At 47.9% G+C, this 22,303-nt stretch carries 20 protein-coding genes and 1 other RNA gene; 7 read left to right on the forward strand and 14 right to left on the reverse strand.

Going from position 1 to position 22,303, the window contains the following annotated elements:
- Nucleotides 1–173: 173 nt before the first annotated feature.
- From ITJ87_RS15525 to ITJ87_RS15540, 4 genes are all read right to left on the reverse strand, one after another.
- The gene (locus ITJ87_RS15525; RefSeq protein ID WP_117965829.1) at nucleotides 174–1,703 is read right to left on the reverse strand and encodes a Do family serine endopeptidase; all 1,530 of its coding nucleotides are present in this window, start codon (nucleotides 1,701–1,703) and stop codon (nucleotides 174–176) included.
- A 285-nt stretch (nucleotides 1,704–1,988) separates the two neighbouring features.
- Entirely contained in the window at nucleotides 1,989–3,323 is a 1,335-nt protein-coding gene (locus tag ITJ87_RS15530) for a transglutaminase family protein (protein WP_117965831.1), read from the reverse strand.
- Nucleotides 3,320–4,492 carry a dipeptide epimerase gene (locus tag ITJ87_RS15535; protein ID WP_117965834.1) on the reverse strand — a complete coding sequence of 391 codons (1,173 nt, stop codon included), beginning with the start codon at nucleotides 4,490–4,492 and terminating at the stop codon, nucleotides 3,320–3,322. Before ITJ87_RS15535 ends, ITJ87_RS15530 begins: the two co-directional genes overlap by 4 nt.
- Nucleotides 4,493–4,620: 128 nt before the next feature.
- A complete protein-coding gene (locus ITJ87_RS15540; RefSeq protein WP_117965837.1) occupies nucleotides 4,621–5,826 on the reverse strand; it encodes an NlpC/P60 family protein in 1,206 nt (401 codons plus the stop codon).
- 202 nt (nucleotides 5,827–6,028) lie between these two features.
- Between ITJ87_RS15540 and rnpB the strand changes: the two genes are divergently transcribed.
- An RNA gene (rnpB, locus tag ITJ87_RS15545) (RNase P RNA component class A) lies at nucleotides 6,029–6,430 on the forward strand.
- 14 nt (nucleotides 6,431–6,444) lie between these two features.
- Here the strand turns inward: rnpB and ITJ87_RS15550 are convergent.
- On the reverse strand, nucleotides 6,445–7,185 hold the full coding sequence (locus tag ITJ87_RS15550) for a hypothetical protein (protein WP_226791193.1): 741 nt from the start codon (nucleotides 7,183–7,185) through the stop codon (nucleotides 6,445–6,447).
- 201 nt (nucleotides 7,186–7,386) lie between these two features.
- On the opposite strand from ITJ87_RS15550, the gene ITJ87_RS15555 reads away from it, so the two are divergent.
- Nucleotides 7,387–8,706 carry a YihY/virulence factor BrkB family protein gene (locus ITJ87_RS15555; RefSeq protein WP_117965840.1) on the forward strand — a complete coding sequence of 440 codons (1,320 nt, stop codon included), beginning with the start codon at nucleotides 7,387–7,389 and terminating at the stop codon, nucleotides 8,704–8,706.
- Nucleotides 8,707–8,786: 80 nt separating this feature from the next.
- On the opposite strand, the gene ITJ87_RS15560 is transcribed toward ITJ87_RS15555, so the two are convergent.
- From ITJ87_RS15560 to pstC, 6 genes are all read right to left on the reverse strand, one after another.
- Nucleotides 8,787–9,326: a nitroreductase family protein gene (locus ITJ87_RS15560; RefSeq protein ID WP_117965842.1), complete on the reverse strand. Its 540-nt coding sequence runs from the start codon at nucleotides 9,324–9,326 to the stop codon at nucleotides 8,787–8,789.
- A 12-nt stretch (nucleotides 9,327–9,338) separates the two neighbouring features.
- Complete coding sequence (locus ITJ87_RS15565) at nucleotides 9,339–9,941, reverse strand: riboflavin synthase (protein WP_117965844.1); 603 nt, start codon at nucleotides 9,939–9,941, stop codon at nucleotides 9,339–9,341.
- A gap of 354 nt (nucleotides 9,942–10,295) precedes the next feature.
- Nucleotides 10,296–10,991, reverse strand: coding sequence for a phosphate signaling complex protein PhoU (gene phoU / locus ITJ87_RS15570; RefSeq protein WP_057282083.1), 696 nt, complete (start codon nucleotides 10,989–10,991; stop codon nucleotides 10,296–10,298).
- 60 nt (nucleotides 10,992–11,051) lie between these two features.
- Entirely contained in the window at nucleotides 11,052–11,807 is a 756-nt protein-coding gene (gene pstB / locus ITJ87_RS15575; RefSeq protein WP_055288615.1) for a phosphate ABC transporter ATP-binding protein PstB, read from the reverse strand.
- A 17-nt stretch (nucleotides 11,808–11,824) separates the two neighbouring features.
- Nucleotides 11,825–12,685: a phosphate ABC transporter permease PstA gene (pstA, locus tag ITJ87_RS15580; protein WP_117965847.1), complete on the reverse strand. Its 861-nt coding sequence runs from the start codon at nucleotides 12,683–12,685 to the stop codon at nucleotides 11,825–11,827.
- A 12-nt stretch (nucleotides 12,686–12,697) separates the two neighbouring features.
- The gene (gene pstC, locus ITJ87_RS15585) at nucleotides 12,698–13,882 is read right to left on the reverse strand and encodes a phosphate ABC transporter permease subunit PstC (RefSeq protein WP_005832300.1); all 1,185 of its coding nucleotides are present in this window, start codon (nucleotides 13,880–13,882) and stop codon (nucleotides 12,698–12,700) included.
- 191 nt (nucleotides 13,883–14,073) lie between these two features.
- Here pstC and ITJ87_RS15590 point away from each other — a divergent pair, with 191 nt between their 5' ends.
- The 4 genes from ITJ87_RS15590 to ITJ87_RS15605 all read left to right on the forward strand — a co-directional run bounded on the left by ITJ87_RS15590 (nucleotide 14,074) and on the right by ITJ87_RS15605 (nucleotide 18,793).
- Nucleotides 14,074–14,895, forward strand: a complete 822-nt coding sequence (locus ITJ87_RS15590; protein ID WP_117965850.1) for a PstS family phosphate ABC transporter substrate-binding protein — start codon at nucleotides 14,074–14,076, stop codon at nucleotides 14,893–14,895.
- A 74-nt stretch (nucleotides 14,896–14,969) separates the two neighbouring features.
- Nucleotides 14,970–16,709: a glutamine--tRNA ligase/YqeY domain fusion protein gene (locus tag ITJ87_RS15595; protein WP_117965853.1), complete on the forward strand. Its 1,740-nt coding sequence runs from the start codon at nucleotides 14,970–14,972 to the stop codon at nucleotides 16,707–16,709.
- Between the two features lie 4 nt (nucleotides 16,710–16,713).
- Nucleotides 16,714–18,126 (forward strand): CDC27 family protein, encoded by a 1,413-nt coding sequence (locus ITJ87_RS15600; RefSeq protein ID WP_117965856.1) that lies wholly within the window; start codon nucleotides 16,714–16,716, stop codon nucleotides 18,124–18,126.
- Nucleotides 18,127–18,154: 28 nt separating this feature from the next.
- On the forward strand, nucleotides 18,155–18,793 hold the full coding sequence (locus ITJ87_RS15605; protein ID WP_005831315.1) for a DedA family protein: 639 nt from the start codon (nucleotides 18,155–18,157) through the stop codon (nucleotides 18,791–18,793).
- A 90-nt stretch (nucleotides 18,794–18,883) separates the two neighbouring features.
- Here the strand turns inward: ITJ87_RS15605 and tpx are convergent, their stop codons facing one another.
- Nucleotides 18,884–19,384, reverse strand: a complete 501-nt coding sequence (tpx, locus tag ITJ87_RS15610; RefSeq protein WP_005831317.1) for a thiol peroxidase — start codon at nucleotides 19,382–19,384, stop codon at nucleotides 18,884–18,886.
- Between the two features lie 126 nt (nucleotides 19,385–19,510).
- Between tpx and ITJ87_RS15615 the strand changes: the two genes are divergently transcribed.
- Entirely contained in the window at nucleotides 19,511–20,110 is a 600-nt protein-coding gene (locus ITJ87_RS15615; RefSeq protein ID WP_005831320.1) for an HdeD family acid-resistance protein, read from the forward strand.
- A gap of 63 nt (nucleotides 20,111–20,173) precedes the next feature.
- Here ITJ87_RS15615 and ITJ87_RS15620 read toward each other — a convergent pair whose 3' ends face one another.
- Nucleotides 20,174–20,767: a master DNA invertase Mpi family serine-type recombinase gene (locus tag ITJ87_RS15620; protein WP_057089503.1), complete on the reverse strand. Its 594-nt coding sequence runs from the start codon at nucleotides 20,765–20,767 to the stop codon at nucleotides 20,174–20,176.
- A 229-nt stretch (nucleotides 20,768–20,996) separates the two neighbouring features.
- The gene (locus ITJ87_RS15625) at nucleotides 20,997–22,238 is read right to left on the reverse strand and encodes a DegT/DnrJ/EryC1/StrS aminotransferase family protein (protein ID WP_117974385.1); all 1,242 of its coding nucleotides are present in this window, start codon (nucleotides 22,236–22,238) and stop codon (nucleotides 20,997–20,999) included.
- Between the last annotated feature and the right edge of the window lie 65 nt (nucleotides 22,239–22,303).

Consider the following 22,303-nt stretch of genomic DNA (forward strand, 5'->3'; position numbering starts at 1 on the left):
GTTGCAAAGGTACGACAAATTATTTTGTTACAATAATTTCATCCCAACTTTTTCACCTTATTTATATCTTATCCTATATAACAAAAAGGATGCCGGTATGTATTGTACCGACACCCCCTTTTTCGCTATTGTTAGCTAATATTACAATCTTCTTACCTAACTATCCCTATTTTTTATTCTTGAGTCAAATCAACGGCATACATTGCACGTTTTCCTGACGGGAACATACCGGTGATGAACAAACCTTGCTCAGGAGACTTTCTTGCCTCTTTCATCGCCTTTTCCAAATCGTCCACCGTCTTCATCGGCACTCCGTTGGCTTTCAGAATGATGAAGCCCTTGCGAATACCTGCATCGGCCATCTTGCCATTGGTAACCCCGGTAACTTCCAGACCGTAACCCAGGTTCAACTGCTTCTTCAGCTCGGAAGATACGGGCTTGAAGGCTGCACCCAAGATTTCCATTCCGGCATCCTTCACTACCTTCGTAGTGCCTTGCTCATTCTTCAGCGTGATTTCGAATTCCTTTTCCTTCTTGTCACGAACCACTGTTACCTTCACTTTGTCGCCCGGACGGTGTTTTGCCAGTATTTCCTGCAAATCCGAGAACTTGTGAATCTTCTTGCCGTTCAATGCTATGATTACATCATTTTCCTTTAAGACGCCGGCAGCGGAACCACCTTCAACAACTTCGGCCACATAGATACCCTCTTTCACACCAAGTTCGTCGGCCTTCTTCTTCAGTTCTTCGGTCCAGCGTTCGTCCATCTGCAGGTCTGTGCTCAAATCACTACCCTTGATGCCAAGGAGCGCGCGCTGCACGGTACCAAACTGTTTCAAGTCGGCTACCACCTTTGTCATAATGCTGGTAGGAATGGCAAAACCATAGCCGGAATAAGCACCCGTGGGTGAGTAAAGCATGGCATTGATACCAACCAGCTCGCCTTTGGCATTCACCAACGCACCACCACTATTACCTTGGTTGATGGCAGCATCCGTCTGAATGAAAGACTGGATGTTTGCAGCTTGTCCATTGGAGGCAGAAGAGCCAATGGAACGGGCTTTTGCACTGACGATACCAGCTGTTACGGTAGAGTTCAGGTTGAACGGATTACCTACTGCCAATACCCATTCTCCCACCTTCAACTGGTCGGAGTCACCAACCGGAATTGTCGGGAAGTCATCCCCTTCAATCTTAATCAATGCCAAGTCCGTGCTGGGGTCAGTACCGATGATGCGTCCTTTCAGCTCACGGTCGTCATTCAGTTTCACAGTGATTTCATCAGCACCTTCCACCACGTGATTGTTCGTCACAATATATCCGTCTTTGGAGATGATGACACCCGAACCGAAACCTACACGCGGCTGGGTCTGTATCTGGCGCTGGCGTCCACGACCGTCTCCAAAGAAGAAGTCAAAAATATCCGGCTGTTCTTGTACCGTCTGGGTCTTACTCAACTGAGTGGCACGTATATGCACTACAGCATGGAGCGAACTCTCCGCTGCTTGTGTCAAATCCACAGGCTGGGCATCCGTTGCATGGAAAGCCGCCGGTAGCAGATTATTGGGGTTCTGTTGGAACAACTCGCTGAATGCGGCAGGCTTTTCCTTATTCAGCATCTTATAAGTGGTCAATCCAGCCACTCCAGAGCTCAGGAGCACGATAGCCGCAACTCCAAGGATGTTTTTTGTTGTCTGTTTCATACTATTCTTCCTATTCTTTAAATTGTTAATATTCAAGTTTCGTTTAACATTACGACGTTAAAATAACGACAAAAAACGTTCAGTTATTCCGCTTGTCACTCTTTTTTGTTCTCTTTTAACAGAGGATATTTAGGGCTTAACAGCGGTTAACGGCAAAGACTGACAAATTAGCATTTATGTACGATTGCTGACTGTTAAAGAACTGACAGATAGGGCATAAAAAGACGCATCACCCGTTGCGGCCGAAACGGATGATGCATCTGTTTTTAGAGGGCAGATAGTACCTTAATAATTCAAGTAATCAATGTCCATGTGGTAGTCCCACTGTGGGAAGTAGAGGTTACCTCCCTCCCACTCCACCTCGCCACGCTGAAAGTCGACAGTCTCGCTGCGGGGATACTGCTTTTCGGGCTGTAGCGGCATGCCGTAATCAGTGTTCACAATCATGCGCCAGGAGTCGATACCACCCAGGAAGAAATATTCTTCGTCGGCATTGCAGGCAAAGGCAGGAATGCCGAATGACTGGTCGACAGGCACCCAACCCACACCCTCAAAATAGACTTCTGCCCAATCGTGCAGATTCCATGCACGGGGATGCATCATGAAGCCGCTCTGGAAATGTGCGGGAATTCCACTGATGCGGCAAAGCGTAATGAACAGCAGGCTGACTTGGCCACAGTCTCCGTGACGGTTGTCCAACACATATTCCGGGATATTCTCAATGGTGGAATATTCGCGTGCAGAAGCCCACGGGAAGTTGTCATTCACCCAACGGAAGATACGTTTGGCTTTCAAGTAGGGGTTGGTTTCACCGGCTGTCAATTTGGCAGCAAGTTCGCGCAAGCGCGGGGAAAAGACGATATGCTTCTCACGCTCGGCAGTATATTCCTTATAAAGAGCGGTCGTCGTATCATAGGGCTGCACGTCTTCCGGCTTCAGATTATGCCATTCGCCGTTGGCGGTAAACTCAAAGGTTTCGGAGAATACGGTAGGTTCGCCTTCGACAGCACGTTTCTCCATGTACAATGTACTGTGACGGCACTCGGGCGACGAAAAGGTGTATTGCGGTTCACTGGCCGAAATGAACTTGACATCCTGCTGCCGGGCCTGGTCCTGACGGGGATAGGGCAACCAGCAACGGATGATTTTCCCGGCAGGTACGGCATTGGTATCCACGGTCAACGTGTAGGTGACGCGCATGCGCTTCGGCTCAACAATGGCCTTGCCCTCCTTCTTCACAGCAGAAATGATTTCGGGCAGGTTCTCCATATTCACTTTCTCGCTGCCACTCGGCGAAGTACCTTCCTTGGCTATCTTGATGTCATAGCAAGTGGAGTCCACACGAAACAGATTAGGTCCGGCATTACGGAAATAGCGTTTCTCTCCATCCAGCATCATGCACTCCAAAGCTTTGGAGGCTTCCCACTGGCGCATCTGCTCATCGGTCACGTCGGGAATATACTTGCGGATATAGTCCTTCACCTGGGATTCCGTCATACAGAAGTCCGTAAGCAGACGTTGGTGCAGGTCGTCCTCCCAATTGTAGGGCTTGCTCTCGGGCTTCGTGCTGCATGCAGAAGCCATCACAAACAGAGCGACGGTATACAATAGCTTTCTCATAACTTCACCACTCCAATACCCGGCAATTCGGGCAACGTTATCTTACCTTTCACAACCTCCATACCCTTGAAACGGTCGTTCGCAATCAGCAGACTACCGTCCAAGTCAGCAAAGTCCACTGCCGGAGAGAATTGGGAGGCAGCGGTAATGGCACAAGAGGTCTCGGTCATACAGCCTACCATCACTTTCATGTCCAATGCACGTGCCAAAGTCACCATCTTCCAGGCTTCGCGCATGCCGGTACATTTCATCAGCTTGATGTTGATGCCCGTAAAGGCGCCCTTCAAGCCTGCCACATCCTTCAGACGCTGGATGGACTCATCGGCAAATATGGGTAACGGGCTTTGCTGAGCGACCCATGCGATATCGTCCAATTGTTCCTTGGGCATCGGTTGCTCTATCATGACAATTCCTTTTTCGTGCAGCCAATGTATCATATCAAGCGCATGATGTTTGTCTTTCCAGCCCTGGTTGGCATCAATGGCAATCGGAAGGTCCGTCACCGAACGGATGGTCTCTATCATTTCTTTGTCGTTCTCCCGCCCCAGCTTTACTTTAAGGATATTGAACCGGTCGGCACACTCTTTCGTCTTTTCACGCACCACGTCGGCCGTATCAATACCGATGGTGAAAGTTGTAAAGGGAGTCTTCTCCTTGTCCAACCCCCATATCTTATACCAAGGGGCTTGCAACAGTTTGCCCACAAGGTCGTGCAAGGCGATGTCCACAGCAGTTTTAGCAGCGGAATCCCCTGCCGAGAGGCTGTCTATATAAGCCAGTATATCTTCCAGCTGAAAGGGGTCTGAGAATTGACCGATGACATTCTGCACCTTCTTCAAAAAAGCTAATACACTGTCCATCGTACCTAGTTCGTGTTGCAGGTACGGGGGCATGGAGGCTTCACCATAACCGATAATGCCATCATATTCTATCTCGACCTGAACGTCGGGAGTGGTAGTACGCGAGTAGGTGGCCACTGTAAAGACATGGCGCAATTTCAGTTCATAGGGGAAGAAACGCAGTTTCATTTTTGGGGTTACACCTGCCCTACTGTTCACGTTGAACAAGGAAGGAGCGTCATTTCCTCCGGCAAATACATGATTGATTGCCATGCCTGAGCCGAGTGCGGCAAAAGCGGCGGTTTTCAGGAAATCTCTTCTGTTTGACATAATTGTGTGTGTATTAAATGTGCCAATATGCTAATGTACTAATATGCCAATGGGCTGCACTATATATACTACGTCATGTTTGCACCGTCACGCCGAGGTCATTGGCATATTGGCACATTAGCACATTATTACATTGAATAAAATGGATTCGTTTCCGTTGTATTGAGCGACGCCTCCTTATTTATATAAGGTAACACGCGCGTAGCGAACAACAGTCTACCGAGATTGTATTCATCGAACAGCTCGTCGTCGGGGCTGAAGCTATTGACGCGCACATCGCCTTGCGAATGGATGAAACGCTTGTTGCCGATATACATGCCGACATGTACCACACGTTCCTTGCGTTCCGGCGTCGCCTTACGCCCGAAGAAAATCAAATCGCCCGGCTGGAGGTTACTGAAATCAGGAGCGATATCGATATGCTTGCCCACGTATGCCTGCTGGGAAGCATCCCGCGGAATGATGATGTCGTGCATGAAAAGAACGGTGCGCATGAAGCCGCTACAATCCACCCCTTTGGAGGAAGTGCCAGCCCAAAGATAAGGGATGCCCATCATGCTATGCGCCGTAGCTATAATGCTGGCTGCGTCCTGCTTCAAGGCTGCCCGCCATTTTTTTTCAGGCATAGAGATGGATTTGGAGATATATCCCTGGCGGCCGTCGGGATAAGCCACCTTATAAAAGGCACCTTTTGTCCCCTCCCACTTCAGGCGGTTTCCGGCAGCAACATCAGAGACGGTCTGCGATACCTGGCTGGGCTGTGAGTAGACAAAGCCGTAATGCGAAGTCACCACTATTTTCTCCGCATTGTTCCAAGCGGCCAGTTCTTCCCGCGTGACGGGATGTATGCCTACCCGGTGTACCCATGCAATGTAATTGTCCGGTGTCTGGATACGGTACCAGCCGTCGCGCTGCAACACCCGCACCGGCATCCCCATCAAGCCTTGCGTCATCATTTCTGAAGAGAAATCCGGGTCTACCCGAAGATTGCACACAGACACATTGACAATGCCATACGTCTTGCCTTCAAGTCCGGTCTCATCCGGAAGCACTTGCAGACAATCCATCACCGCATATCCTTTCTTTGCCAAACCATCCAGCAAAGCCGTCTTTGCCTCTGCCGAAGTGGTGACACCACGCAACATCACATTCTTTCCGGAGAAAGAGTAATCTACATCGAACAAAGCTACGCGCTTGTCCGGTGCAAACTTTTGTTTCAAACTGTCAGCGAGTTGCGCCACCTCTGCAGGGATGGTACGGTCACCCACTTCCGAAGCGACAGCAAAAAGCGGGATTAACAGAAATAAAGGAAAAAGAGAGGATAACTTTTTCATTGGTCAAAAGGATTTGGGGGTTATTACTAATAGCAAAGCTACGAATTTATTCCGAAATAGATACATGTTTTTAAGATAATTAAGGGTAAAGAATGAAGAATGAAGGATTCATCCGTACTGCATCCGCACACTGCACAACAAATTCTTCATCCTTCATTCTTCATTCTTCATTAATATTCCGTATCTTTGTACCCCTATAAAAGCAGTTGGTCGGTCTGTCGCTTGCGCCTTCGTGCGTATGAGGAAAGTCCGGGCAACACAGAGCGTCCCACTTCCTAACAGAAAGCTGTCCGTGAGGGTAGAGTAACGTAGAAGAAAATAACCGCCGTCGCCCTCGGGCTATGGTAAGGGTGAGAAGGTGGGGTAAGAGCCTACCAGTCTTGTGGCGACACAAGGGCTGTGCGTCTTGGGAGTTGTAAGGTCATGTAAACCGACGTTATGAGAGTTGCTCGCTCCATGTCGGAGGGTAGACCGCTAAAGCTTGTATGGTGACATGCGGCTCAGATAAATGACAGACACTTCTTTTAATGAAGAATGGATAATTCCTAATTAGACTTTTTCAGGAACAGAAGAACAGAACCCGGCTTACAGACCGACTGCTTTTTTATTTCTTTTCTCCTATCTGTGATAATCCCCTTTATCTTTAATCAGTATGACCTTCAGTTGGGGGTCTTTCAACATCTGCCGTCCCTTATGTGAAGCCAACAATGCAAGTTGGGTAGTCCGGTGTCTCCAAGTCAGCAAGTCAATGGGACGGTTCAGTTCCTCTTTTATGACAGAATACCACCAGCCCGGAAAAGACAATGCACGAACAGCACCTCCATCAACAATCTTCTGCAATTCAGCAATGCAAGCATCCAGTTCCCTATCGCTCAAATCATTAGGTTTATCAAAAGCTACATAATAAGATGTATAATATCCGTTTTCTGTAAAAAGCCTCAATGCTTCCCAATTGGAACTTTCAATAATCAACTCATCTTTCTCCATACGATAAGTTTCAACCAACTTATTCAATTCAGCGAGTATTTCCGTCTTGTTGCCTGCCTTCAAGTTCTTAATATCCAACCAAATTTTACCATCAGTCTCATTCATATAAGAGAAATAAGGCTCCAGAACCAGATTAAAACTTGTATCCACATCATGCGTCACATCAAACTTCCGGTTTTTCCGAAAAACGACATCAACTTCCACGTTAGGATACTCGTCACCTTGCTCATAAAGTTTTTCTATCGAATTACATCGATGCAGCCATATCTTTTCGGGATAATCATTCATAAGTAGGGCTCCTATAACTAAATTACTCCCCACCCATGCTAACAATACAGCCAACAAAACTACCAGAATTCTCTTTTTGCGCATATTTTCAGTCTTTTTATCTCTAATAAACTTTCTTTCCCGCAAAATACATAAAAAGAATATTCTTAAACAAAACCTCCACTCCATTTCTACCTTTTTATTCGTTTATTCCAGAAATTTTATATAATTTTGCACTTCATATAAACAGAGATCATTGAGAATCCGTTAAAGATAACTCTTTGAACTTACGCTAATTAACATTTTATGAATAGACGTATTGCAGCCTTCTGGAAGTTTCTTACTTACGACATCTGGCGTATTACAGAAGATGAAGTTACGCGAACCACTTTTTCCGTATACAATATCATCAAGACCATCTACCTTTGTGTCAACCGCTTCACCAAAGACCGGATAGTAAACAAAGCCTCGGCACTGACTTACAGCACCTTGCTTGCCATTGTACCGATTCTCGCTATATTGTTTGCCATCGCACGCGGTTTCGGATTCGACAATCTGATGGAAAGTCAGGTTATCAACGGGTTCGGAGGTCCTACAGAAACCACAGAGGTTATTCTACAGTTCGTAAACTCATATCTCTCACAAACCAAAAGTGGAATATTCATCGGCATCGGGTTGATTATGTTGCTGTGGACAGTCCTGAACCTAATCAATAATATGGAAGTCACCTTCAACCGCATCTGGCAGGTAAAAAAGGCGCGCAGCATGTACCGCAAAATAACGGATTACTTCTCCATGCTTCTGTTGATGCCCATTCTGCTGGTAGTGTCCGGTGGTCTTTCCATCTTCATGAGTACGATGGTGAAGAACCTCGAAGACTTTACCCTACTGGCACCCGTCGGCAAGTTTATGGTACGCCTCATCCCCTTCGTACTGACCTGGTTCATGTTTACAGTACTGTACGTCTTTATGCCGAATACAAAAGTCAAACTAAAACACGCACTCATATCCGGTATTCTGGCAGGTACGGCACATCAGGCATTCCAGTTCCTCTACATCAGCAGCCAGTTGTGGGTTTCCCGTTACAATGCCATCTATGGTAGTTTCGCCGCCCTCCCGATGTTTCTGCTATGGTTGCAGGTATCTTGGACTATCTGCCTGTTCGGTGCCGAATTGACCTACGCCGGACAGAATATCCGGAACTTCAGCTTCGACAAGGATGCGCGCAACATCAGCCGTCGCTACCGCGACTTTATCTCCATCCTGATAATGTCCCTCATAGCCAAGCGTTTTGAACAAGACGCCCAACCCTATACAGCCGAGGAGATATCCGAAGAGTGCCAGATTCCCATCCGGCTGACACACGAAACTCTTTATGAATTGCAAGAAATCAACCTCCTGCATGAAGTGGTGACCGATGAAAAAAGTGAAGACATCGCTTACCAGCCTTCCATGGACATCAACAAGATGAATGTGGCCCTCCTGCTGGACAAGCTGGACACACACGGCTCAGAAGACTTCAAAATTGATAAGGAAAATGAATTTAACAGCCAATGGGGAGCATTGCTGAAGGCACGGGAGGAATACTACAAGAATGCAAGCAAGGTGCTGCTAAAGGATTTGTAGTTTGGTTTAAACACGGAGGCACAGAGATTTTTTCTCGTCTATTGGTTTAATCCCTGCACCTCTGTGTTCTTCTGCTAATGCTAATACTTATTATAAGATACTGTCTTCTCTTTTGGCTTCCGCGATTTCTTCCGTTTTTCCTTCACCGGATAGCCAATCGTAATATCTAGCAAAAGGCGTTTACCGGCCGGGATACCGACAAGTTTCTTTATCTCCTTCTCATCAAACCAGCCCAAAATGCAGGAACCCAGCCCTTCATTTTCTGCCGCCAACGTGATATGTGCGGCAGCGATACCAATATCAATCAATGGGAAATACTTACCCTTGATTTTTGCACCCAGAAAGGAAGTGGCATTCATGGACTCCTCCACCACCAGAATATGAACGGGAGCATCCTTGGCAAACTTGTTCATCCCCAATCCTGCAGCAGCCTTGCCCACCTTGGCAGACAGCTCCGGTTCCGTAACTACCACGAACTTCCACGGTTGTGCATTGCAGGCGGACGGAGCCAGACAAGCCGCTGCCAATATCCGTTCCAACTTCTCGGGCTCCACAGCACGAGTCATATCATAGGCACGGTCACTCTGACGGGATGCCACTAATTGCAGGAAATCGTTCATAGCGCCGTTACCTTATTTATATTGTATCATACGACTGATGTACTTACCAATGATATCGAACTCCAAATTCACCACACTGCCCACTTTGAAAGCATGAAAATTGGTATGCTCGAAGGTGTAAGGAATAATGGCCACCTGAAAAGTATCGTCGGTGGGATTACACACGGTCAGGCTGACACCGTTAACCGTTACCGAGCCTTTGTCTACCGTGATGTAGCCGCGCTTTGCCATCTCCTTGTCAAAAGCATACCGGAAAGTAAAGTAATAGCTTCCTTCCGCATCCTTTATATCAATGCAAGTGGCAGTCTGGTCCACATGTCCTTGAACGATATGGCCATCCAGCCGGCCGCTCATCATCATACTACGCTCCACATTCACTTCATCTCCCACCTGCAACAAGCCAAGATTGGAACGGTCCAGCGTTTCCCTCATGGCCGTCACGGTATAGGTATCATCCGTCAGGCTGACTACCGTCAGGCAAACACCGTTGTGAGATACACTCTGGTCTATTTTTAATTCACTGACGAATGAACACTTGAAAGTAAAATGTACATTCTCCTGGTCTTTGACCATCGCCACCAATGTGGCACATTCTTCTACTATTCCGGAAAACATGGTTCTATATACTTTTAGATTATACATGATTTATTATTAATATGCGCAAAGATACAAAAAGCCCTTCGTATAGGTACAAAAAAAGGAAGCTTTTCACAAAGCCTCCTTTTTCAGTTTTCAATAGGTATTAGTTTTTTTTTTAAGGTAAAAAGATTGTTTTCAGGATAACGATGCAAATATAGGCGCTTTTCGTGATACTAACCAAATTAAAAAACATGTCTTATAACATCTTTTTGAAAAAAAACATTTAAGTTTATTATCATTTCAAAGCACTTTTCTACACCTGCAATCGTTTTCAATGGACAAATATAAGGCTATTTTCCATGAAACACTGAAATTATCCTAAAATTTTGTTTATTTCTTATCATTTAAGTAGTGTTCATCTGTCCGCCCGCTATGTTTTAACACTTTTGCGTCGATAAAGAACACTATTTCTTCGGCAATATTCGTGATGTGGTCGCCGGAACGCTCCAATTTGCGGAACACGCTCACCAGATTCAGACAAGAGAGTGCACTCTCCGGATGCCGGCTGATGTAGTCGGCAAGGATGGCAGTGGCATCAGCATTGATTTCGTCCAGCATATTGTCCTTGGCAAACACAGCGGTAGCCAATTCCTGGCTCTCCTCCTGAAGTGCCTGCTTGGCAAGCTCGAGCATGGAGAGCACCTGGGCTATCATCTCTTCAAGACGGAGTTGCTTGACCAACTCAGTATCCAATGCCGGTTCATGGCAGTTGAGGGCAAAGCGGGCGATGCCTTCTGCAAAGTCGCCCAGACGCTCCAGGTTCGTATTGATTTTGAGCATGGCAAGCACAAAGCGCAGGTCGATGGCAACGGGGTTGTAAAGGGCAATGATGTCCTCCACGTCGCTGTCTATTTTCAGTTCGAAAGCATTGACGCGACGTTCGCGCACCAATACCTGCTGAGCCAGCTCCCGGTCCAGCGTAAGCACGGCATCACCTGCACGGTCGAGCTGATTATATACCAGGGTCCACATTTCGTCTATTTCCTTTTTCAGCAAGACGAGTTCAGATTCGATAAACTTCACCATAATGTTTCTATTTTAAGATTACTTTTGTACAACTTATTTTTGCTTGTATGGAACAATCCGCTACCCGAAGCGTCCCGTGATGTAGTTCTGCGTTTCCACCTTGTCGGGATTCGTAAATATCTTCCGGGTATCTCCAAACTCCACCATCCGCCCCATATAGAAGAAAGCCGTATTATCACTGACACGCGCTGCCTGCTGCATGTTGTGGGTAACGATGACGATGGTGTACTGCTTCTTCAACTCGTGGATAAGCTCTTCCACCTTGGCAGTGGAGATGGGGTCGAGAGCGGATGCCGGCTCGTCCATCAGCAGGACCGAAGGAGACACCGCCATGGCACGGGCTATGCAGAGACGTTGCTGCTGACCGCCGGAGAGGGCGTAGGCGGAGACTTTCAGCTTGTCCTTCACCTCGTCCCAAAGGGCGGCGCCTTTCAGGGTTTCTTCCACCCGCTGACGGATGAAAGCGTTATCGGTGATGCCATTTACACGGAGTCCGTAGGCAACGTTCTCGAAGATGCTTTTTGGGAAAGGATTGGGGCGCTGGAACACCATGCCCACGTTCTTGCGGAGTTCATCCACTTGCACTCCTTTTCCATAGATGTCTTGTCCGTCAATGCGTATCTCGCCGGTCAGACGGGTGTCGGGAATCAAATCATTCATGCGGTTTAGCAGGCGCAGGAAGGTAGACTTTCCACAGCCCGAGGGACCGATGAAGGCTATCACAGACTTCTCCTCAATGTCCATGCTGATGCCTTTCAGGGCATGGAAATCGCCATACCAGAAGTTCACGTCACGGGTTTCTATCTTGTTCTTCATACCTATTGTATATGTTTTCAATTCGTCTTAATCTTCTTCTCAAAGTATTTCCGCAGGGCGTTCGCCAGCAGGTTCACCAGGAGAATAATGAGTATCAGCACCAGTGCCGTGCCGTAGGCAATAGGAAGCTGCGCTTCCATATCGGTGCCGCTGGTAGAGATGACGTAGAGGTGATAAGGAAGCGCCATGCACTGGTCGAAGATACTTGCAGGCAGCTGTGGCAAGAAGTAGGCGGCACAAGTGAAAAGGATGGGTGCCGTCTCGCCCGAAACACGCCCCAACGCCAGAATCAGTCCGGTGATGATATTGGGCATCCCCATCGGCAGGATGACATGCCAGATGGTCTGAAGCCTGGTAGCTCCCAACGCGCGGCTTCCCTCACGCATGCTGTCGGGAATGGCTTTCAGCGCTTCTTCCGTGGTGCGGATAACCAAAGGCAGACTCAGCAGGCCCAGTGTCAACGAACCTGCCAGGATGCTGTCTCCAAAATCCATATAGTTGACGAACAGAGCCATGCCAAACAGACCGAACACGATGGAAGGGATGCCGCTCAAATTGTTCGTCATCATCCGTATGAAACGTACCACCCAGCCTTTCGGCACATACTCATTCATATAAATGCCACTCATCACTCCCACCGGAAAAGCAAACAAGGCACTGCCCACCATCAAGCAGAACGTACCTACAATGGCAGGAAGGATTCCGCCGGCAGTCATACCGTTGGCAGGAGCCGTAGTGAGGAACTCCCAATCGATGACTCCTATACCTTTATATATAATGAAACCGAGGATAGCAAAAAGAATTCCCACCACACTCAGACTCAACAGACGGAACAAGCCGAATGCCACGTTTTGCGAAAGATGCTTTCTATTGACCATATCTACCTTCTTTTATTTTCGTCTTGGCGAAACTGCTTCCACCGTGAAATTTATCAATAAACTGATGAAAAACAGCACGACACCCAGTAGGAACAATGCTTCGTAGTGAGGTCCGCCGGCAGGTGCCTCGCCCAGCTCCGCGGCAATCGTAGCCGGAATAGTACGCAACGGCTCCAGAATGGTATGGGGAATGACGGCAGCATTGCCCGTCACCATCAGCACAGCCATCGTCTCGCCCACCGCACGGCCGATGCCCAACACCACTCCGGAGGTGATGCCCGAAATGGAGTAAGGAATCACCACCTTATATATAGTCTGCCATTGCGACGCTCCCAGTGCCAGACTGGCTTCGCGCATGGCACGAGGGCAGTTTCTCATCGCATCTTCCGTCACCGTAATGATGGTGGGCAGTGCCATAATGGCAAGCACAATACTGCCCGCCAGCCCACTCTCGCCGACCGGCAAGTCGAAGACCTGCTGCAAAAAAGGCACAATGACAATCAAACCGAAAAAGCCGTAAACCACCGACGGTATGCCACTCAGCAACTCAATGATAGGTTTCAGCAGATTCCTTACCCGGGAATTGGCTACCTCCGACATATAGATTGCCACCGACAGACCAAACGGCAGTGCAAAAAGGATGGCAAACAGACTGACCCACAACGTCCCCGTAATGAGCGGCAAAAAGCCGAACTGTGCAGCAGGTGTTGCCGTGGGAAACCATTCGGCACCGGCAAAGACGTCCTTCACCGAAATGGTGTTGTCTTTCAGCAAATGCACTGAGTCCGGACGAACGATGAACTGCTGCGGTACAAAGGCTATAATACCGGGCGTACGCTCCACCAGCTCCGTAATGCAAGCACCTGCATTTTCATAGGAAGCGCCCAACTGCTCTTCCGTATAATACTGTGTGATGTCCTCCAAACGGAAAAGGCGGATAGGAAGGTCCTCCCCTCCCACTTCGTTCCAGTTTGTCAGCTCTTCATCAAAGACGTCCTTTATCTGTGCCGGAGTCAGTTCGCCCACCCGATTCTCCTTATTCAAAGCCAATACATACCCTTCTTCTATCACCTTGCTGCTGAACAAGCCTAGCGCTTCGGAAAAGAGGAACACGACGATAAGTACGATGGTAAGGCTCGTCACAAAGCCGCTACAAGCCAGTATACCTTCTACAATCTTCTCAAAAATCTTTTTCATGTTGCCTATTGATTTCTGTATGCAAAGGAACGGACCGGATGTTAAGGCAGTGTGACTAACGTTTGAAAGAAATATTTCAAAGGTGTTACAAAACTGTTACAACGACCCAAAGCACATTCCATGTAACACATTTGTAATATCCATTACCTTAATTTGCATCATGTGTTTACCCAATTTGTACCATGTGTTTTATGAAGACAAGAAAATTACTCCTACTCCTCGCCCTGGCAGCTGCCACCACCGGCATGCAGGCGCAACGCATCAAAGGCAGCGACACCGTGCTCCCCATAGCGCAGCAGACCGCCGAACGCTTTATGACCCTAAACCCGTCTGCCCGCGTCACCGTGACCGGTGGTGGAACAGGTGTCGGTATTTCAGCCCTGCTGGACCAAACCACGGACATCGCCATGGCTTCACGCGCCATCAAGTTCAGCGAAAAGATGAAAGTCAAAGCTGCCGGAGAAGACTTGGCAGAAGTTCCCATCGCCTACGACGCCCTTGCCGTAGTGGTTCACCCCTCCAACCCGGTGAAACAACTGACCCGGCAGCAACTGGAAGACATCTTCCGGGGCAAAATCACCAACTGGCAACAAGTGGGTGGAGACGACCGCAAAATCGTAGTCTACTCCCGCGAAACTTCCTCCGGTACCTACGAGTTTTTCAAGGAAAGCGTACTGAAAAACAAGAACTACATGAGCAGCAGTCTCTCCATGCCTGCCACTGGAGCCATTATCCAATCCGTCAGCCAGACACGCGGTGCCATCGGATATGTGGGCCTAGCCTATGTATCGCCGCGTATCAAGACACTCGCCGTTTCATACGACGGGCAGCATTATGCCGCTCCCACACTGGAGAATGCCACCAATAAGACTTATCCGATAGTGCGCCCGCTATACTATTATTATAACCGGAAAAACGCCTCGGTCGTAACCCCTCTGCTCGATTTCATCTTGTCTGCCGCAGGACAGAAAATCATCAAAGAGAGCGGATATATCCCGGTACATAAAGAATAAATCTTCATTCTTCATTCTTCATTCTTCATTTTTTTACCCTATCTTTGTCCCCACGATACGAAAATAGTAACATTATGGCAGAAATAAAGAGCGAAGAAATAAGCGAAAAAAAGAGCTTGAACTTCATTGAGCAAATAGTAGAAAACGATTTGAAAGAGGGTAAAAACGGGGGAAAAGTACAGACACGCTTCCCGCCCGAACCGAACGGTTACCTCCACATCGGACACGCCAAGGCCATCTGCCTTGATTTCGGTATTGCCGCCGCACACGGCGGTGTCTGCAACCTGCGTTTCGATGACACCAATCCCACCAAAGAAGATGTGGAATACGTAGAGGCCATTAAGGAAGACATCCAATGGCTGGGCTACAAATGGGGTAACGAATATTACGCTTCCGACTATTTCCAGCAATTGTGGGACTTCGCTATCCGCCTCATCAAAGAGGGCAAGGCATACATCGACGAACAGACTTCCGAGCAGATTGCCGCCCAGAAAGGCACCCCCACCCAGCCCGGTGTGGAAAGCCCTTACCGCAACCGCCCCATTGAAGAGACACTGGATTTATTCCAGAAGATGAACAGCGGCGAGATTGAGGAAGGTGCCATGGTGCTCCGTGCCAAGATAGACATGGCAAGCCCCAACATGCACTTCCGCGACCCCATCATCTACCGTGTAGTGAAGCATCCGCACCATCGCACGGGTACCACTTGGAAGGCTTATCCGATGTACGACTTCGCCCACGGACAAAGCGACTTCTTCGAAGGCGTGACACACTCGCTCTGCACACTGGAGTTTGTGCCCCACCGTCCGCTCTACGACCTCTTCGTGGACTGGGTGAAGGAAGGCAAAGACCTCGACGATAACCGCCCCCATCAGTATGAGTTCAACAAACTGAACCTCAGCTATACGCTGATGAGCAAGCGCAACCTGCTGATGCTGGTCAAGGAAGGCTTGGTAAACGGTTGGGACGACCCCCGTATGCCGACCATCTGCGGTTTTCGCCGTCGCGGTTACTCTCCGGAGTCCATCCATAAGTTCATCGACAAGATTGGCTATACCACATACGACGCCCTTAATGAATTCGCCCTGCTGGAAAGCGCCGTGCGCGAGGACCTGAACGACCGCGCCACCCGCGTATCCGCCGTATTGAACCCCGTGAAGCTCATCATCACCAACTATCCCGAAGGACAAGTGGAAGAGATGGAAGCCGTCAACAACCCCGAACATCCCGAAGAAGGCAACCACGTCATCGAATTCAGCCGCGAACTTTGGATGGAGCGCGACGACTTCATGGAAGATGCTCCGAAGAAATATTTCCGCATGACACCGGGACAAGAGGTACGTCTGAAGAACGCGTACATCGTGAAGTGCACCGGCTGCAAGAAGAACGACGCCGGTGAAATCACCGAAGTATATTGCGAATACGACCCCGATACCAAGAGCGGTCTACCCGGAGCCAACCGTAAGGTGAAAGGCACCATCCATTGGGTAAGTTGTGCCCACTGCCTCGAAGCAGAAGTGCGCCTCTACGACCGTCTGTGGAAAGTGGAGAACCCGCGCGACGAGCTTGCCGCCATCCGCGAAGCGAAGAACTGCGACGCACTGACAGCCATGAAAGAAATGATCAACCCCGACTCCCTGAATGTGCTGCCCTGCTGCTACATCGAGAAGTACGCTGCCGGCATGCAGCCCCTCTCCTACCTGCAGTTCCAACGTATCGGTTATTTTAATGTTGACAAAGATTCTACGCCAGAAAAAATGGTATTCAACCGTACTGTAGGTCTGAAAGACGTTTGGGGTAAAATCAATAAATAAGAATATGAGTAAAAAAAACCTGCTGTCCGGAAGAGACAAAGAACTGCAAGAAATGGCAGAACAATATGAAGCTGCCAAAGCAGAGAACAGAACCATCTATCTGGACGCAGACGACTTAGCCGACCTCGCAGACTGGTATGCCGTGCATCATAAATATGCCATGGCTACCGAGGTCGTAGAGTATGGCTTGGGAATACATCCGAATAATACAGCCCTGCTGGTGGAACAGGCATACTTGTTCCTCGACACCCAGCATAAAGAGCAAGCCAAGGATATATTGGAACGGATTGCCGAAGAATCTTCCGAAGTGAAAGTGCTGAAAGCCAACCTACTGTTGGGCGAAGGCAAAGAAGAAGAAGCGGAAGCGATACTCGATAGTATAGACGATAAGGACGACCTAGCCAACATCGTCGATGTATCCTATATGTACATAGACATGGGATTCCCGGAAAAAGCATTGACATGGCTGACGCGCGGACTCGAAAAATATGCCGAAGAAGAAGCCTACCTTGCCGTCACTGGCGATTGTTACTACGCCCAGGGACTGTTTGAAAAAGCCACCTTCTTCTTCAATAAGCTGATTGACAAGAATCCGTATTCAGCTCCTTACTGGTTTGGACTGGCCCGTTGCTACTTTGACCAGCAGATGTTCGACAAAGCAATCGAAGCATGCGACTATGCCACGGTGGCCGATGACGAGTTTGCCGATGCCTACCTGATGAAAGGACATTCCTTCTTCCAATTGGGAAATGAGGAAAGTGCCATGGAGAACTACCTGCAGGCCGAAAAATTCCATCTTGTCTCCCACGGTTTCATCAACACCTTCATCGGTCTGAACAAAGCCTCCAAAGGAGAATGGAAAGAAGGATACGACTATCTGGAAAAAGCCATAACGGCCGAAGACAGCCATGACTTCGCCTTGCCTTCTCTTTATGCCAATGCAGCCCTATGCCTGCACAAGATGGGAAAGAAACGCAAAGCACACCAGTATTGTAAAAAAGCATACGACCTGTCACCCGAAGAGATAGACCCGTACCTGATTGAGGGGCGCATCTACATGGAAGAAGGTGAGTATGAGAAAGGTGTGAAAAAATGGGCCAAAGCCTTAGAGTATGCCCCCTATGCGGATACCTGGCACGAAATAGGCATGTGTAGCATGGAGATAGGACAACTGAGCTATGCCAAGCTGGCCTTTGAACATGTCAAAGAGATGGAGCCGGACTTTGAAGGTATCAACGAAAGGCTGACCTCTCTGTATATGCTGCTCAAAGACAAGGAGAACTTCATGAAGTACAACCAGCTGTGCGAACATCCGTTCAGGCTGGAAGAGTTGGACAAATTGCAACAGATACTACAAGAAGATAACCAGGAAGAGCTGGCCCTAGTGATGAAGAATATTTTCAATGCATTACAATAACAGTAATTATATACCACTAATCTAGCAAATGGAATCAGTAGCCTTTATCCAATGGTGTCTCGACCACCTCAATTACTGGACCATCACTTTATTGATGGCCATTGAAAGTTCGTTTATTCCCTTCCCTTCGGAAGTTGTAGTCCCTCCTGCCGCTTGGAAAGCCGCCAACAATGACAACATGAATATATATCTGGTGGTATTGTTTGCAACCATAGGGGCAAATATCGGAGCCTTGATAAACTACTATCTGGCAAAATGGCTGGGACGCCCCATCATTTACAAGTTTGCCAACAGCCGTTTCGGGCACATGTGCCTCATCGACGAAGCCAAAGTGCAGCATGCGGAAGAATATTTTGACAAGCATGGAGCCGTATCAACCTTTGTCGGCCGCCTGATACCTGCTGTTCGCCAGTTGATATCCATCCCTGCCGGTCTGGCACGCATGAAACTGGGAACTTTCTTGCTGTACACTACCTTGGGTGCGGGCCTTTGGAATTCCATCTTGGCTTTCATCGGATATTACTTGTCCACAGTACCCGGCATCGAGAACGAGGAACAGCTGCTTGCCAAAGTAACGGAATACAGCCATGAGATAGGTTATGTATTTATCGGCATCGGTGTACTCATCGTGGCATTCTTCATCTATAAAGGAATGAAGAAGAAATAAAAAAGAAAACGGCATGATAATAAAAAAGCGGTGGACAGCATGATAAATTCTGTCCACCGCTTTTTATTGCTTAGCCCAAACCCAAACTTTCTACTTTACGGCTGCAATAGCTTTATCATAGTCTGGTTCTTGCGTAATTTCAGGTACCAATTCCGTATAGGCAATCTTTCCATCCTTACCGATAACCACTACCGAACGTGCCAGCAAACCGGCAAGCGGTCCGTCTGCCATGCGTACCCCGTAGTTTTCATCAAAATCGGAAAAACGGAAATCAGACAAAGGAATCACATTCTCAATACCCTCCGTTGTACAGAAACGTGCATGTGCAAAAGGCAAGTCCTTGGAGATTGCCAACACCACGGTATCGGGCAGGCCGGCAGCCAGTTTGTTGAACTTACGTACAGAAGTAGCGCACACACCAGTGTCAAGGCTGGGGAAAATATTCAAAATAACATTCTTCCCGTTCAGTTCCTTCAAAGAGAATGAAGACAAATCTGTTTTTACCAATTCGAAATCGGGGGCAACAGAGCCCACCTTTATAAATTCACCGATAACCTTTACCGGTTGTCCTTTAAATTTTGTTGTAGCCATAGTTTTATCAAATTATATGTATACATAACAAATTACATACAGAAAAAGTTCACCCGAAACTTTTTTCCGGATAAACTGTTATTCTACAGACGAATTAATGATAATCACTTAAAAAATTAAATTCACATGAAAACTATTTTTGACGAACTTCAGCAGGAAGTAAAGAATTGGTGGATTTCACTCATTCTTGGTATTCTTTATGTAATAGTGGCTATAAGCCTGATGTTCTCCCCTCTCAGCGGGTATGCGGTATTGAGCATTCTGTTCAGCGTCTCCATGTTGTTCAGCGGTCTGCTGGAAATATCCTTTGCAGTAAGTAACCGTAGAAGGGTATCCAGTTGGGGATGGTATCTGGCTGGAGGCATCATCGACATGATTCTGGGATTCTACCTGATAGCCTATCCGATGCTCAGCATGGAAGTCATTCCGTTCATCATCGCCTTCTGGCTGATGTTCCGCGGCTTCTCATCCGTAGGCTATGCCATGGACCTCAAAAGATATGGGACAAGAGACTGGGGATGGTACGTTGCTTTCGGTATTCTTGCCGTCATCTGCTCGCTCATCATCTTGTGGCAACCGGCAGTAGGCGCCCTTTACGCCGTGTACATGATTTCGTTTGCATTCCTGATTATAGGTTTCTTCCGTATCATGCTGTCATTCGAGCTGAAAAACCTGCACAAGCGCGGGAAAGAGTGGAAGGAAAAGAAAGAAGTATCAGCCGAATAAGTAGCCCACACGAAGCGTGTCAAAAGGAATCCCACCTTTGACACCTTCGTTTAGCTGAATTGCTCAATAGTGTCTCAGAAAACGGAACATCGTAGTCCGTGACACTCCCATCTGCCGGGCAAGCTCAGCACACGACTCTCCTCTTTGGTGCTCCCTTACAAGCTTCCTCTTGTTCGCATAGAGTATCTTCATTTTGGGTGTGTCCCCTTTCTTCCTGCCCAGATGTTTTCCTTCTTTCCTCCGTCGTTCCAAGGCTTCTTTGGTGCGCATGGAAATCAGATTACGCTCTATCTCGGCCATCAGTCCAAAAGCAAATCCTAGCACTTTGCTATTGATGTCATTCTGGAACACATACCCCTCTTTGGTACTGTACAGCACCACTCCCCTTTTGATGCAGGAGTTAAGAATGGTCATTATCTCCAGCAGTGTCCGGCTAAGCCGCGAAATCTCCGTTATAATCAAGGAGTCTCCCGGTTTCATCCGGTCCAACAAGCCCGCCAGTTTACGCTCTTTGCTACTCACTTTTCCGCTGACCGTCTCCATGTACCATCTGTCGATGCTCAACCCGTTCTTCTCCGCAAAGCGTATAATTTCCTCGCGCTGATTCTCTAAAAACTGTTTTTCTGTACTTACTCTTAAATAAGCTACTACTGCCATAATTGATAAACGTTTATTGGTTATTATTCACCGCCAAAGAACGGTTATTCAAATAAGAGTGGCAACACACAACTATGGCTCTCTATCAAAGAAGATCACATTATGGATATCCCCCGAAGTCAGAGAAGATTCTCGGTACCCATCTCAAATATGCCTATAAACAAAGAAAACAGCCCCACTGAAGCTGTTTTCTGAAATTAGTTCATAAAAAATTGATACTATGTAGATTTCATAGTATACTCTCCTTCATTTCATTCACTATGTATCTCACATCCTCATCCGTCACATAAGGACCACTCGGCAAGCAAAGACCACGCCTGAACAAACCCTCACTGACACCATTCACATAGGCAGGATTAGCTGCATAAACCGGCTGGAGATGCATAGGCTTCCATAAGGGACGGCTCTCGATACCGGCTCTGTCCAAGCAAATACGCATGGCTTCCACATTACGGTTGGGCTCACAAGAGGTATGGGCACTCATTGACTCATGCGTAACACCCGCGGCACCACCAACGGCACCTTTCACTGTCTCACGGTAGGCATCCTCCTCACCTCTCACATGCAGATTCCCGTCAAGCAGTACCGTGTTCAGCCAATAATTGCTGTCATAACGTCCGGAAGGATTCTCATGAAGCGTGATTCCCTCCACATCGGCCAACAACTTACGATACAGACCGCACAGATGCTTATGGTGTGCTATATGCTCATCCACCACCGTCATCTGACCTCGGCCGATTCCGGCACAAATGTTACTCATCCTATAATTATAGCCTATACGCTCATGCTGGTAGTAGGGATAGGACTCACGGGCCTGGGTAGCATAGAACATTATCTCACGCTTGGACTCTTCATCAGGGCAAATCAAAGCACCGCCACCACTGGTGGTTATCATCTTGTTGCCATTGAAAGAAAGCACACCATATTTGCCAAAAGTTCCAAGAACTTGCCCGTCAAACTTGCTTCCAAAGCCTTCGGCGGCATCCTCTATGACCGGAATATCATATTTATCTGCCACTGACATGATTTGGTCTATCTTGTAGGGCATCCCATACAAAGCTACCGGAACAGTTGCTTTGGGTTTCCGACCGGTCTTGTTGATACGATCCCTGATAGCCTGCTCCAGAAGTACCGGGTCCATATTCCATGTATCAGCCTCAGAATCCACGAATACCGGAGTGGCACCGAGGTAGGTCACCGGATGGGAAGAGGCACAAAAGGTAAAGCTTTGTACTATCACTTCGTCACCCTGACCAACTCCGCAAGCGAGCAGGGCCAGGTGTACCGCTGCTGTACCTGCACTCAAGGCCACCACCTTTTTATCCTGTCCCACGAAGCGTTCCAAATCCTGCTCGAAGGCATTCACATTCGGTCCGAGAGGAACAACCCAGTTGGTATCAAAGGCTTCTTGTATGAAGCCCATCTCCTTGCCGCTCATGTGAGCGAGGCAAAGATATATTCGTTTGTTCATAAAGTTATAAATGAATTTCTTTTCAAAGAAGTGCAATGAATATTATGAAGATATCTCTCTTTTTA

The sequence above is a fragment of the Bacteroides sp. HF-162 genome (assembly GCF_015679285.1).
GTDB lineage: Bacteria > Bacteroidota > Bacteroidia > Bacteroidales > Bacteroidaceae > Bacteroides > Bacteroides uniformis.

What these genes read in the sequence shown, in the direction of transcription:
- ITJ87_RS15595 (WP_117965853.1), top strand. Translation starts at nt 14,970, where the DNA reads ATGGCAGAAATAAAGAGCGAAGAAATAAGCGAAAAAAAGAGCTTGAAC.
- phoU (WP_057282083.1), bottom strand. Translation starts at nt 10,991, where the DNA reads ATGGTGAAGTTTATCGAATCTGAACTCGTCTTGCTGAAAAAGGAAATA.
- ITJ87_RS15625 (WP_117974385.1), bottom strand. Translation starts at nt 22,238, where the DNA reads ATGAACAAACGAATATATCTTTGCCTCGCTCACATGAGCGGCAAGGAG.
- ITJ87_RS15560 (WP_117965842.1), bottom strand. Translation starts at nt 9,326, where the DNA reads ATGAACGATTTCCTGCAATTAGTGGCATCCCGTCAGAGTGACCGTGCC.
- ITJ87_RS15555 (WP_117965840.1), top strand. Translation starts at nt 7,387, where the DNA reads ATGAATAGACGTATTGCAGCCTTCTGGAAGTTTCTTACTTACGACATC.
- ITJ87_RS15535 (WP_117965834.1), bottom strand. Translation starts at nt 4,492, where the DNA reads ATGTCAAACAGAAGAGATTTCCTGAAAACCGCCGCTTTTGCCGCACTC.
- ITJ87_RS15565 (WP_117965844.1), bottom strand. Translation starts at nt 9,941, where the DNA reads ATGTTTTCCGGAATAGTAGAAGAATGTGCCACATTGGTGGCGATGGTC.
- pstA (WP_117965847.1), bottom strand. Translation starts at nt 12,685, where the DNA reads ATGGTCAATAGAAAGCATCTTTCGCAAAACGTGGCATTCGGCTTGTTC.
- ITJ87_RS15530 (WP_117965831.1), bottom strand. Translation starts at nt 3,323, where the DNA reads ATGAGAAAGCTATTGTATACCGTCGCTCTGTTTGTGATGGCTTCTGCA.
- pstC (WP_005832300.1), bottom strand. Translation starts at nt 13,882, where the DNA reads ATGAAAAAGATTTTTGAGAAGATTGTAGAAGGTATACTGGCTTGTAGC.
- ITJ87_RS15590 (WP_117965850.1), top strand. Translation starts at nt 14,074, where the DNA reads ATGAAGACAAGAAAATTACTCCTACTCCTCGCCCTGGCAGCTGCCACC.
- ITJ87_RS15620 (WP_057089503.1), bottom strand. Translation starts at nt 20,767, where the DNA reads ATGGCAGTAGTAGCTTATTTAAGAGTAAGTACAGAAAAACAGTTTTTA.
- ITJ87_RS15525 (WP_117965829.1), bottom strand. Translation starts at nt 1,703, where the DNA reads ATGAAACAGACAACAAAAAACATCCTTGGAGTTGCGGCTATCGTGCTC.
- ITJ87_RS15615 (WP_005831320.1), top strand. Translation starts at nt 19,511, where the DNA reads ATGAAAACTATTTTTGACGAACTTCAGCAGGAAGTAAAGAATTGGTGG.
- ITJ87_RS15540 (WP_117965837.1), bottom strand. Translation starts at nt 5,826, where the DNA reads ATGAAAAAGTTATCCTCTCTTTTTCCTTTATTTCTGTTAATCCCGCTT.
- ITJ87_RS15600 (WP_117965856.1), top strand. Translation starts at nt 16,714, where the DNA reads ATGAGTAAAAAAAACCTGCTGTCCGGAAGAGACAAAGAACTGCAAGAA.
- pstB (WP_055288615.1), bottom strand. Translation starts at nt 11,807, where the DNA reads ATGAAGAACAAGATAGAAACCCGTGACGTGAACTTCTGGTATGGCGAT.
- tpx (WP_005831317.1), bottom strand. Translation starts at nt 19,384, where the DNA reads ATGGCTACAACAAAATTTAAAGGACAACCGGTAAAGGTTATCGGTGAA.
- ITJ87_RS15550 (WP_226791193.1), bottom strand. Translation starts at nt 7,185, where the DNA reads ATGCGCAAAAAGAGAATTCTGGTAGTTTTGTTGGCTGTATTGTTAGCA.
- ITJ87_RS15605 (WP_005831315.1), top strand. Translation starts at nt 18,155, where the DNA reads ATGGAATCAGTAGCCTTTATCCAATGGTGTCTCGACCACCTCAATTAC.